This is a genomic window from Vibrio sp. QJM3NY_15 (genome assembly GCF_057785995.1).
The window spans coordinates 178,555-191,402 of the sequence record NZ_CM173518.1; the positions used below are offsets into that span (position 1 = coordinate 178,555).

Below are 12,848 nucleotides of genomic sequence, written 5' to 3' on the forward strand. Positions count from 1 at the left end.
CTTAAATGAAACTAATGACATACATTTATCAGGACGTTATATTATTTGAACAGATGATTAACATTGTTCATTGAAGAATATGCATAAAGATAAAAACTTAGAACTGTTCAGATACCTGAAACCCGGTACAAGAACAGCAGGTGTGTTGGAATTTGGCCCAGATGACTCTATTCAGATAAGCACGCTGTATATCGGACACAAACAAGATCAGTACCTGATTCTGGAGCTTTCACAAAAAGCAACGGAAGCACTGACGCTAAGAAAGCTTAATAATGTCGACGTCATTATTCGAGCGATTACCGATACAGAGCTTGGTCACATTGTCGCGTTTAAAACCAATGTACTGGCTCACATCACCTCGCCTGCACATCTCATATTTCTTCGCCCACCCTCTAGCTTTGCGACAAAACCTATTCGCGAGCACGAAAGGTACAAAGTACGTCTCGAGTGTGAAGTCACCTTTGACACCTTGTCATTGGATGCAACCTTGGTGGACTTTTCTGCATCAGGTTGCGGCATCTATATTACCCAGCAATCGGATATCGATATCGGCTGGAAGATCAAGGTGGACTCGATGCTGACTGAGTATTTAGATAGCGAACTTGTCTACAAGGTTGTGAGTAAAAAAAGACAAGGCCAAGGTTGGTTGTTGGGGGTACAGTTCCCTAAACATATAGAGATGAATGACGAATTGAAAACGTTGCTGTTGGAGCAAGCCTTTACAGCGGGTTCTTTATAAAGACAAGAACGCTCTGTTAGCCCGGTTGCTCCATGTCGCCTGAGTAAACGTTTTTGAAATGCACAAAAGCTTGGTGCAACGATTCCTCTTTGATCGGCTTAACTATCACATAATTGGCTCCAGCGGCCATGAAGTTGTCTCGCGTCGACTGTTGTGCATCGGCTGTACAGGCATAAATCGGTGTTGATATTCCAATTTCACTTCTTAATTGCAGAGTCGTTTCTACGCCGCCTAAATTCGGGAGCTGGTTATCCATCAAAATAAGATCAAACGCCTCGGCTTTCGCCAACTCTATCGCTTCTAAGCCATCTTTAGCCCAAACGACAACCATCCCATACTTCTTACAAAAAGCTTGTGCGATAAACGCGTTCGTGTGGTTGTCTTCCACCAGCAATACTTTAAGGGAATGACTAAACAGCGCTTGAGGGTCAATCTGAGGTTGCAGAGGCGATCCTAATAATGGTTGTGAAGATAGCTCTACAGGGATCTCGATAACAAACTCAGATCCTTCACCTTTAGCGCTTCGCACTTGGATATCACCTTCCAGCATATCAACTAGGTTCTTAACGATGGTAAGTCCTAAACCGGTTCCGCCATACTCGCGAGTTGTGGTTTCTTCTTCTTGCACGAAAGGTTCAAACACGGCGTCTATCTTGCTCTCATCAATGCCGATACCGGTATCTTGAACTCGAATGATCAAACCAGCGTTGTCTGAATTAAAGATACTCTCCAATTCGAAACTTACTGAGATGCTGCCTTGATGAGTAAACTTGAGAGCATTACTCAGTAGGTTAAACATTATCTGGTTCAATCGAACTTGGTCTGTATAGAGTTCAATATCATTAACTAGATTGTTCACGATGCTAAAGTCGACCGATTTATCTTTACACAGCGGACGATAGATACTGTCGAGCGTATTGATAAGCTCGACTAAGCGAAAATCTTTCTTCTGAATGTTGAACTGTCCCTGCTCAATTTTAGAGAAGTCCAAAATATCGTTGAGTACCGCGAGTAGATGTTCGGCACTGTTACAAAGTACATCAACCTGCTCTCGGTTATCTTCGCTCTGAATCGAACGTTTAAGCAGCTGAGAAACGCCGAGAATGCCGTTTAGCGGAGTCCGAATCTCGTGGCTCATCTTTGCTAAGAAATCGGCGCGAACGTTAGCAAGATGCTCGGCTTCTTCACGAGCGCGATCGGCCTGTCGCTCAGCTTCAATGAGCTTCGTAATATCTTGACCTTGTACCACCACCCCTGTAATACCGTGTTCTACTCGGATTGCAGACATATTCCATCGAAATACCTTCTCTCCGATCGGCACATTGATACCCGTGAGCTTTGATCCTTGAACCACCATTTGAATATTAGGCAGCATTCGTTGTTCGAACTCCTGAGCTATCACACCATAGCTATCATCTTCATCATACAGCGCCATACGTGCAGCCGGATTCATCTGGATCAAGTCGCCTTTGTCAGACCAAACCAATATCGGTGAATGAGCAAAGTTAAACAGGTCTTGGAATTTTTGATTTTGTTCAGACAATCGTTCAAAAGTATCTTCTAACGTGCATCCAATATGATGAAATTCGAAGATATTAGAACCATCAAACTTGTTGTAGTCTTCATTATCGCCACTCGCAGAGCGAGTAAAGTCCATTAACTTATCGAGTTCAGCCGCGACCTTTCTCTGTATCCAAGCTTTAGCAAAGAAGGACATGAGTATGATCACGACAATCACAACAATGATTGCGCGTTCATAGTTTTCTTCTAACGCAATAAAGTTGGTGTTCTTTTGAACCGCTCGGATAATGAGTGGTGTATCGACCGCATTGATCTTAATCGTCGCGATAGTCACAAAATGACTGGGAAGTTGATCATGTTGTTTGTAGTTGAGGATATCCGTTATCGTATAACTTTCATCCCCACTGAATGTAGAAGTCACTGGCGTACCGTGAGCCTCTATAACAATGTTTTCGCAGTTACTGCCCTGTTGAATAGATTCAGCAAGAGAGAAGTTGTTATCCAAGACAATGGCGATGTATAACTGACCAAGCACCTCTCCAGTTTCATTATCAACAATCGGCGTACGTCGAGCTAATAAATGGCGATCTCCAATCTCCGTCACCAGCTTTAAAAAATGCCAGTTACTGCTGAATGCGACTTCACCAGAAATGTTTTCCAGATTGGACTGATCCAAACCGTAAAACCGACCATTACCATCATCCCAAACGACACCGTCATGAGTAGAAACGAAACGCAAGTCCGGTGCATGATCTGGCTCTCGCTGGTCAACACCAAAGAAAAAGTAACTCAGCGCTTCTTCATCATCATTGCTGTTAAAGTATTCTCTTAATACCGCACTGTGCGAACTGCTATCTTGGTGAATTTGTAACACCGACAAGCGGTAATCAAACATGTTCTGTATCAAGCTAGATGTCTGCTGAACCGTACGGTTCGTCTCTTGCTTTACAATGCTACTGCTGGTTTCATAATTATGAATAAGCACGCCAAGTGCCATAACCCCTATCACTAAAATAATGATACGGGTAATCAGTTTGGCTAAGGTGTTCCTAGGTGTACTGGCGTAGCTTTTCTTCATTATTGACCTGAGTACCTAAATGCTCGCTGTTTGAGTTCAGAAATTCGTTCGGGGGAATCTTCTTTGGTGACTAATTCAAAATCGCCAGAATATACGGTCGGTACAGCTAAACCCGTCAGATCCCATTTAATGGCTTCTGCCATGGCAATACCTGTGTCGTCATTCATCCGCATCACAGTCACGTCTAAATCACCTCTTTCGATGGCTTCAAGCTCGGCAGAACCGCCTCCCCAACCATTAAGAAGAATATCTCGCCCTGATTCACGAATGGCATCTGCGGCACCCAATGCCACATCAGTTGCACATGCATAAATAAAGTCTAGGTCTTTATCTTTCGCTATGCTGATTTTCGCCGCTTGATAACCGCTTTCTTTATCCGATTTAGTGTAAAAAGAAGACTTAAGTGCAAAGTTAGTATCGGTGTTCACGTCATGGATAAAAGTGTCTCCACGAGCATCACTGATATAGCCTTCTGAACGATACAAAACCGAATATTGGCTGTCTGATTTACTGTTACTTTTAAAGTACTCGGCCAGCTTCAAGCTGCCTGTCGCATGGTCGAAACCCACATACATAAATGGCTGTCTGTCAGCCCATGATCGAACTGGGGTAGTAATATTTTGGAGAATCAGCTTAGTATCCGTTGACGTCAAAACGTGTTCAATAAATTTACGATGACGAGTGGTGTCAAGAGTGAAAATTAAGTAGTCCGTTTTGTTTTCAATGGCTTCTTGTAGTGAAATACTTTGCTGGGCGATATCCGCGTTAACTCGCGTAAATACCTGATTTATCTGATAGTTAATTCTCAGCTTATCGAGCCTTTTTTCGAAAGCTTCGATATTGCGAACCCAATAGTCTGAGATCTGTTGTCCTGGATACACCACTGAGATTGTGATGGGTTCGTCTTGGATTTTTCTCAAGGGAACGGGGTGATTTTGCACAGCCTCGATCATTTTGTCGGTCAGTGCTTTTTGCTCTGGAAATTTAGAAAGGTAATCTTGGTATTCCCAATAACCATTGAGGACATGGGTACCATGGGAGAGAGCGGGCGCAGAAAATACGGCAAGTCCCAACAACATCAGTAAACGTTTCATATTTTTCTCGTTTCATATGAGCTACTTTGGCTCACTTTTTAACCTAGCATGACACCATATCTTTGTATGGCTACAAGATATTATGTAGGACAACGATGATAAATGATAGCGTCTAACGCTAATTAGAACGACATTCTAAATGTGCAATATGTCAATTTGGAAATGAGACTGTAATGAGTGAGTTCTATGATGAGATCGAGCCGATCAAATAAGATTAAATTACCCTTTACATTCAGTAATTTAAGTTATTTACATAGAGAGAATTGCATTATTAAGATTCAATCAATAACGAATATTTTAGCTATGAATTATGAGACTTCGATATATTGAATTTGGTCTTCTTGCCACTCAATAATTAGTTTGAGTGATACCAATTTTTCTTTGCGAGGCTTAGGTAATTGTTTGATAGCGTATTCGGTTTTCAATGCCTCACTTTTTGACCCAACATCAAAACTCCAAACTAGCTCAAGAGGGCCTTTGCCTTTAAGGGCTTTTGCACCTTTACCGGTTTGATGTTGCTCAAATCGGCGTTCTAAATTATTCGTTACACCGCAATAAAGAGCGTTGTGACGATTGCGGATCAAGTACACCACCCAACCCGCATTTTTATCTAACGTAGACATCTAAAGTAGTGATTCAACCATTTCTTTAAGCTCAGCAACTTCCGCCTTTAGGCTCGCCACTTCGGTTTCCAACTCTTCAAGTCTTCCGCTATTCGCAGTTGGTTGAGAAGCTCCTACAGACGCAGTTGCAAATGACTCAACATCCACTTCACCACTCAATAAATGTTGGTAACGCGATTCACGTTTACCCGCTTCACGTGGCAGCTTCACCACTAAAGCACCCGCTTCTCTTACGGCTAATTTGTCTAGCGTAGCTTCCACTTCCTTAACATCGCTGAAATTTGCAAGACGACCTGTTCTTGTGCGCAGTTCACCAGGCGTTTGTGCGCCACGAAGAAGCATACAGCAGATTATCGCACGCTCTTGCTCAGTAAATTGCAAATCACCAAATTCAGTATTACAGAAACGGTGCTGATACTTATTCACGCGACTATTGAAGCTGCTTTCGTCACTGACAAGACGACGCGCTATTAATCCATCAACAGCGTCTAATACTTCAGACTCAGAAAGAGAGAGCACAGGCTCACGGTTACTCTTTTGGTTACATGCAGTGGTTAAGCTGTTCAACGTTAACGGGTAATGATCAGGAGTGGTAACTTCTTTCTCGATCAAACAACCGATAATTCTCGCTTCAATTGGGGAAAGTACTGTGTTCATCATTTTTCCTTTTTATTATTTTGATTACTCCGTCTCAACACTGAAGAATGCAGCCAATGATGACTAGTGCTCAGACAAAATAGGTACTCTTTTCTTTCTGCCTTGTTCATCAATCATTATGATTTTAGAACGGTTCAGCTCTATTTCCACGACTTCCAGATAAGTACGCTCTTTGACATACGCCTCTCGAAGCTTGCTTTGTTCTGCTGAAGATTCGGTAACACCCTCTACCAGATCGTCTGTTTCTAATTGTTGTTGATTCATTTCACATTTCGTATCAATGAAGTATCTATACTGGATACTAACTTGAACTCTTAGATAAAAACAATCGCACTTGAGCGAGAGTGTCGAATAATTATACAACCTTACTTTTGCTTTGATCTAAAGACTGTTACAACACCAACTGATGTGCTTTAATCAGAACCAGACAACGTATTTGACGATTAGGAAAAGGAATCTATGAGCAGCGTATTTGAAATTGTTAACCAAGCACGACGTAAGAACAAACTTAAGCGTGAACTTTTAGACAACGAAAAGAAAGTTCGTGACAACCGTAAGCGTGTCGACCTTCTTGATAACCTACTTGACTACGTCAAGCCAGAAATGACTCATGACGAGATCCTAGGCATTATCAAAAACATGAAAGCTGACTACGAAGACCGCGTTGATGATCACATCATCAAAAGCGCTGAGATCTCAAAAGCTCGTCGCGACATCAGCCGCCGTATTCGTGAACTAACAGAAGAAGACAAGCAAATCCAAGGTAAGAAGTAATCTAACCTAGCGAATTTACTTGCAACAATGTTAGTAACCCACTCTTTGTAGTGGGTTTTTTTATACCCAAATACTACCGTCTATACTTAAGCGAACGTAAATAACTGAGTGAATATAAGTAGCTGAGTGAACCTAAGCAATGGAGTGACCTTATGTATGCGAGTATTCTGATTACCTTAGCGCTATCAACGGCACAACCCTACCCTGAAGAATTTGAGAAGCTTTATACCGAAGAACAAGAAATCACTTATGACGACCTCGTGGTCGATGTTCATGGTTACAAAGTTCCCACGAGATCAGCATTCCGAGGCTGGATGCTTCTTAATCATGCACAGGACAAAGTCAAAGCAGTCGGACAACAATTCAAAGACAACGGCATCACACAAAGCATGCCTCTGCACTTAGTTCTGTTGCAAGGAACCGACTGGGCGATGAGCAACACCACGCTGTTTACCCTTCCCAATAAAAAGCACGTTCCCAACATGATTAACACCCTCAAATACATCCAACAATATATTGAACCAGAAATCGGGGTTGTTATCCCTGTGTCAGGGGAGCGAACCGATATCTATAATCAACAAGCGGGGGGTGCGCTACGAAGTAAACACTTGGAATTTTGTGCCTTAGACTTAGTGCCCGCGAATGATATTACTCGCGAAGATCTCCACGTGAAGCTTAAAAAAATTCATGCTGAATTTGGGCAAAAGAATAACGTTGGACTGGGTTTATATTCTGGTGTTCGATTCCATATTGATACTTGTGGATTCAGACAATGGTAAATACACACAATAGAGTCAAAATGACAATAATAAACACCATGTCAATTTGACATTAAAATAAAAGATAAAACGATAACAAATTGATTTAAAACAATAAATAAAAATGGAACGCTAATTGCTATTGATAAGTATCATCATTATTAATAGCAATTAGGAATTCACATGAAGACGATGACTCAACGCTTTCAAACTCTACTTTCTGTTTCAAACTTCAGTTTAGCAATAACGGCTCTGCTTATGCTTCTTAGCATCATAGTGGCTTATCCTATGGCAGACCATTTCTCACTGCCAATTCAAGTCGTTGCGCACATCAGTACGATATTGGTGGCTGCCTTGCTAAAGATTAGTTATGTCGGTCGATGTCTTGCTCAATATAACCTAGGGCTAGAAGTTAGGTAGAAATAGAACAACCATTAATAACAGCACCATTTACATTCCACGCACCTCGGATCATTGAAGTACGCTCAACGTCTTCATCAAAGAGGTGTTCGTTGGCTTAAACGATATCTAAGTTGCTAAAAAGGTCATAAAGTTGGTGGGATTTATAAGGTTTAGGTAAGTAAGCATTCATACCGGCTTCAAAGCAATCTTTGATGTCCTCGTCCAGCACGCTGGCTGTAAGGGCAATGATCGGTAATGGCGTAACGCCCTGCTCTGTTTCCCAATCTCGGATCGCTCTAGTTGCGGTAATACCATCCATGACAGGCATCATACAGTCCATTAGAATCGCATCAAACTGAGCGCCTTGAGTAATCACATCTACCGCTTCTTGACCATTGCTGGCAATCAGATATTCATAGCCAGCTTTCTCAAGAAAGAAGCTCGCTATCTTTTGATTCATCAAGTTATCTTCGACAATCAATATACGTCGATTCAACGAGCGAATTTCTTCCGTCTCAAGTTCCTCTTGCTCAACTTCTTCTTCACCGATATCGAGCGACAATAAACTATTTAAAAATCGTTTACCTAAGAAAGGTAAAGTGTGAGAGGAGTGAACAGGTTCCGTGATCAAGTTCGTTTTAAATAGGTGATGTTGACACACGATCACACGAGAAAGAGGATAGAGCTCCTTCAGCACAGCAAGATCTTTGTCCATGGAGTGATGTAACGTATGGCAATAAAGTATCAAGTCACTCTCGGTAATACTTGCATCCAGTTCAGAGATCGATGGAACCACCTGCGCTCGGATATTAAAACGCTCACACTCTTTTACCATCTGATCTAAGTAATTAAAGGAATTTGAGATTATCGTTGCATGACTCAAATTTTCGAACGTTTGAACGTGGCTTTCTATAATATCAACATACAGACAAAACGAGAACGTGGAACCTTCGCCTTTCACCGATTGGGCGCTGATATACCCTCCCATCAAATCAACAAGCTGTCGACAAATCGCTAGCCCTAAACCTGTGCCTCCAAACTGTCGAGTGATACTGCCATCTTCTTGTGTGAAAGGTTCGAAGATCGACTCTAGTTTCTCTGGTTCAATCCCTATACCTGTGTCAGTCACAGTGCAATCCAGCTTACCTCGACCTAACGACATGGGCGTATAGGCAATATCTGTGGTGATTGATCCTTTAGACGTAAACTTAATCGCATTCGATAGTAAGTTGGTGAGCACCTGCCTAACACGATACTCATCAAAGAAGAGCTGTGGTGGCGTTTGGGGGTCAATATTAATGTCGAGTTCAATATCTTTACTCATCGCTTTCGACAGAATCACACTCACAGAGTCATAGACAGCCTCTCTCAAGTCGGCATTATGCGGCGACAACATCAAGTTACCCGACTCAATTTTTGAAAGATCGAGAATGTCATTGAGTAGAACCAGCAAGGAGTGGGAAGACGATTCGATATCCCCAAGCACTTCTTGCTGATTAGCGCTCAGTTGGCTCTGAGATAAAATCTCCGCCATACCAATAATTCCATTGAGCGGCGTACGTATTTCATGAGACATGTTTGCTAGAAAAGCACTTTTGGCTTTGTTTGCTGAAACCGCATCTTCTTTTGCTTCAATCAACTCTTGGTTGTGATGATAATTACGCTCCATCACACGGTTTAGCGTTTCAGTGAATTCAGAAAGCTCGTCGCTCCCTTGAGTGTGAATCATCTTAGGCTTGCCATAGCTATCTGCGCACTCCGACACCCCTTTTAGAATCAGCGATAAGTTTCGATTCAAACGCAAAGAAGTAGCGATACCGAGCCACAGCAAAACACCTGAAGCAACCAAAATCAGCAGCGTCATGACCAAGGTCTGCCGTTTTTGCAATGCGATGTTCTTTGTCAGATCTGATTGCAATTGCTTGGTGTAAGCACCAATCGCTTGTGAAATAGCCCTTTTTTTCAGCTCTAAACCTTTCAAATGGTCATAGATTTCGGGTGACGAGAAGTCCCCTTTGAGGATTCGTGAGGTGAAGTTGTCTTGAAGTTTATCTTTGGCGACAGTGTTTAACAGTTGTCTAATATTTGAAGAGCGAGTGCCCGAACGAAAAAACGTGTCTAATAACTGTTGTTGTCTTTCCAAAGCACCAACATAACTCAGTAGATATTGGTCTTTCAATTCTGGAGAGCGATACAAACTGTAGCTTAACCACGCCTCTCTCTGAGTCCAGAACACGTAATTAGTCAAATGGACAAACATCGCCTCTGCTTGGCCGATATCTTGATCTACCAAGGTCATTTGATATTCAGACAGCTCCATCAACACGGCTTTTAGCAAATCGAAGGCGCGTTCTGTGAGCTGTGTGTTGTCGGTGCTTTCTGTCGCTTGAGCAAGGCTCATCAAAACTTTTTTAAGTTCGACCAACTGTGGTTCTACACTCCAGTTAGTATCGAACTGTTGAAGTCTTATCTCATACTGAGTGAGCCGATCCAGTTCTGATTGCAACTTTAAAAGCAGCTGACCTTTCTCAGGAGAGTCATTAGACAGAACCAACCATCGATAGGCATTACTTGAAATAGTATTGAAAGATTGAAGCGCTTCGACCTTAATACGTGTTGTTTCAAGGTAGTTCATCTTCTTATCGTTCTTTAGCACTTCATTGACTGTAAACCCAAACATAATGAATACAGAAACCGTGGAAAGAAAAATAAGACGCCATCTAATTGACATGTTTATCATTTTTATAACGACTCCCTTCCCGACAGTAATTTTACCTAGCCCACGTTAAGGATAGGACATTAACAGAGGTTATTGATCAAATTGGATATGAACTGACGATACTCTGAGCCCAGAATAGACATTTATATCAACTGGCATCGCTTTCGGTGATCCAAGAGTGGGAGGTATTTATTTGAGTCAGTGAGGTGTAAACCCATGAGGTCTACTCAAGAGAGGTACAAACAAGTTAAGTGAAGCTAGATTTATCTAGTTATTATCACTCGCATAACAAGTGAAAAAGAAAGCCTATCGGTCCCACAAGGCAGTGAGTAACAACTCTAGACATTAATAAAGTCGACAATTAGGTGAAATTTGTGAGATCTAATCGTTTGCGTCATGCACTTTTCGCACTCTACCTAAGCTTATGCCAAGGTCGAACAGGAAAAACGGTCGGTTTGCTTATCTGTTGTTTACCATTTACGTGTAACTTGAGTTAATGATCACATCTTTAATGATCACTATGACCTTTATTACATATCATATTTTGATTTGAGTATTTTTTGGCGAAAATTAAGTGCTACAGATTGTTAAAGTCAATAGCCTTTATTAACGCTAAAAGCTTGATTTATGACTAATATAAAGCCAGGTTTCAGATAATTTATCTGCATTTATTTTTCCTAGCAGAATAACCCGTCGTACCTTACAATCCTGCCACATAAAAATTACAAGTTACACACAAGGCATATCAAGCGCATTTAAAGTGGCGTTAAAGACCACAAAAGCTTAGATAGCTCAACTCCCCCATGCACTCATGGCTACCCTACATTCGCTATGATTGCAGAAATTAACGTGAAAGGTCCCGAGTAAAGATGAGTCCCGAAAAGCACCTCCTAGACTGGCAAACTAGTCAAACTATTGCTGAATCAATCGCTCCTACTTTAGGTCAGTTGTACCGCCAAAAAGGCGTTGAAGTTATCCTGTTCGGTAAAACACTGGTTAACGCAACAACTATCGACATCATCAAAGCTCACCGCATCGCAAAACGTTACACAGGTTCTCCGCTTACCGCAGAACAGACTCAACCAATCATTCAACACCTTCTCTCTATGGACTTATCTCCATGTCGTATCGATGTTGGTCGCCTTGCTCATACATTCTGGCAAGATCGCGAAGACACACACGGGTTGGATGATTTCCTACAAACTGCGCTTTTAGAATCGCTTGAAGGCGATGCGATGACAGAACCTCGCGATGTTGTCTTGTACGGTTTTGGTCGTATTGGCCGTTTGCTCACTCGTCTATTGATCGAGAAAAGTGGCCCAGGTTACCCACTGCGTTTACGTGCAATTGTTGTTCGTGGCGGCAAAGACGGTGACTTAGAAAAACGTGCAAGCTTGCTACGTCGTGACTCTGTTCATGGCCAATTCAACGGCAGCATCGTTGTAGACCAAGAACGTAAAGCGATCATCGTTAACGGTAACTTCATCCAAGTTATCTACGCAAACAAGCCAGCAGAAGTGGATTACACATCTTACGGTATCGAGAATGCACTTGTGGTTGATAACACAGGTGTGTGGCGTGACGCTGAAGGCCTGAGCCAGCACGTTGCGTGTAATGGTGCGAAGAAGGCTCTACTGACTGCGCCAGGCAAAGGTGAAATCAAGAACGTTGTATTTGGTGTAAACCAAAATGACATTCAACCAGAAGATACGATCATCTCTGCTGCAAGCTGTACAACCAACGCCATTACGCCAGTATTAAAAGCGGTTCACGACAAGTTTGGTGTCCTATCAGGTCACATCGAAACGGTTCACTCATTTACCAATGACCAAAACCTAATCGACAACTTCCACTCAGGTGATCGTCGTGGTCGTGCTGCATCATTGAACATGGTACTGACATCGACTGGCGCTGCTAAAGCGGTATCAAAAGCGATGCCAGAAATGGAAGGTAAGCTAACAGGTAATGCGATTCGCGTACCTACGCCAAACGTTTCAATGGCAGTAGCAAACCTAAACCTTGAGAAAGGCACAAACAAAGAAGAGTTGAACGAATACCTGCGTGAGATGGCGCTATCTTCGGCTTTATCTGCACAGATTGATTACACCGACTCAACCGAGATTGTATCTACCGATTTGGTTGGTTCTCGCCACCCAGGTGTGGTTGACGGTGTTGCAACTATCGCGCAAGACAACCGTGCTGTTCTGTACATTTGGTACGACAACGAGTTTGGCTACAGCTGTCAGGTTGTTCACTGTATGGAACAGATGATGGGCGTACGCTACAAGACTTACCCTGAAGTTTAAACGATTTCAATCTTGTAACTAACTCAGCGCAAACGGCTCCACAACATAATAATTATATCTGCGAAGTCTGTAATGGGCTTTGCAACCCTTCTTGTTTTACTCCCCCGTATAAACAGGAAGGTTGCCACTTAGATCTGCTCTCTCTATCTGATCTAAGTGGCCTTTTTACATCTGTTA

11 protein-coding genes are annotated in these 12,848 nt (G+C 42.3%); 5 read left to right on the top strand and 6 right to left on the bottom strand.

From position 1 onward, the window contains the following. Nucleotides 1-79 precede the first annotated feature (79 nt). Nucleotides 80-739: a PilZ domain-containing protein gene (locus AC3CKG_RS17280; protein WP_488529639.1), complete on the top strand. Its 660-nt coding sequence runs from the start codon at nucleotides 80-82 to the stop codon at nucleotides 737-739. A 16-nt stretch (nucleotides 740-755) separates the two neighbouring features. Here AC3CKG_RS17280 and luxQ read toward each other — a convergent pair whose 3' ends face one another. From luxQ to AC3CKG_RS17305, 5 genes are all read right to left on the bottom strand, one after another. Further along, nucleotides 756-3,338 (bottom strand): quorum-sensing autoinducer 2 sensor kinase/phosphatase LuxQ, encoded by a 2,583-nt coding sequence (gene luxQ / locus AC3CKG_RS17285; RefSeq protein WP_372137742.1) that lies wholly within the window; start codon nucleotides 3,336-3,338, stop codon nucleotides 756-758. Continuing rightward, nucleotides 3,338-4,432 carry a substrate-binding domain-containing protein gene (locus AC3CKG_RS17290; protein WP_488529640.1) on the bottom strand — a complete coding sequence of 365 codons (1,095 nt, stop codon included), beginning with the start codon at nucleotides 4,430-4,432 and terminating at the stop codon, nucleotides 3,338-3,340. Before AC3CKG_RS17290 ends, luxQ begins: the two co-directional genes overlap by 1 nt. Nucleotides 4,433-4,740: 308 nt before the next feature. Then, nucleotides 4,741-5,055, bottom strand: a complete 315-nt coding sequence (locus AC3CKG_RS17295; protein ID WP_372137740.1) for a GIY-YIG nuclease family protein — start codon at nucleotides 5,053-5,055, stop codon at nucleotides 4,741-4,743. Continuing rightward, nucleotides 5,056-5,712, bottom strand: a complete 657-nt coding sequence (locus AC3CKG_RS17300; protein ID WP_065112737.1) for a YceH family protein — start codon at nucleotides 5,710-5,712, stop codon at nucleotides 5,056-5,058. Between the two features lie 63 nt (nucleotides 5,713-5,775). Continuing rightward, nucleotides 5,776-5,976 carry a hypothetical protein gene (locus AC3CKG_RS17305; RefSeq protein WP_065105353.1) on the bottom strand — a complete coding sequence of 67 codons (201 nt, stop codon included), beginning with the start codon at nucleotides 5,974-5,976 and terminating at the stop codon, nucleotides 5,776-5,778. Between the two features lie 195 nt (nucleotides 5,977-6,171). Here AC3CKG_RS17305 and AC3CKG_RS17310 point away from each other — a divergent pair, with 195 nt between their 5' ends. From AC3CKG_RS17310 to AC3CKG_RS17320, 3 genes are all read left to right on the top strand, one after another. Further along, entirely contained in the window at nucleotides 6,172-6,486 is a 315-nt protein-coding gene (locus AC3CKG_RS17310; RefSeq protein ID WP_017105326.1) for a DUF496 family protein, read from the top strand. 152 nt (nucleotides 6,487-6,638) lie between these two features. Next, a complete protein-coding gene (locus AC3CKG_RS17315; RefSeq protein WP_102282051.1) occupies nucleotides 6,639-7,265 on the top strand; it encodes a D-Ala-D-Ala carboxypeptidase family metallohydrolase in 627 nt (208 codons plus the stop codon). 162 nt (nucleotides 7,266-7,427) lie between these two features. Next, nucleotides 7,428-7,664 (top strand): SMP domain-containing protein, encoded by a 237-nt coding sequence (locus tag AC3CKG_RS17320; protein WP_017110768.1) that lies wholly within the window; start codon nucleotides 7,428-7,430, stop codon nucleotides 7,662-7,664. A 97-nt stretch (nucleotides 7,665-7,761) separates the two neighbouring features. Here the strand turns inward: AC3CKG_RS17320 and AC3CKG_RS17325 are convergent, their stop codons facing one another. Further along, nucleotides 7,762-10,326 (bottom strand): ATP-binding protein, encoded by a 2,565-nt coding sequence (locus tag AC3CKG_RS17325; protein WP_488529978.1) that lies wholly within the window; start codon nucleotides 10,324-10,326, stop codon nucleotides 7,762-7,764. A 908-nt stretch (nucleotides 10,327-11,234) separates the two neighbouring features. Here AC3CKG_RS17325 and AC3CKG_RS17330 point away from each other — a divergent pair. Further along, the gene (locus AC3CKG_RS17330) at nucleotides 11,235-12,671 is read left to right on the top strand and encodes a glyceraldehyde-3-phosphate dehydrogenase (RefSeq protein WP_488529641.1); all 1,437 of its coding nucleotides are present in this window, start codon (nucleotides 11,235-11,237) and stop codon (nucleotides 12,669-12,671) included. The last annotated feature ends 177 nt before the right edge of the window (nucleotides 12,672-12,848 follow it).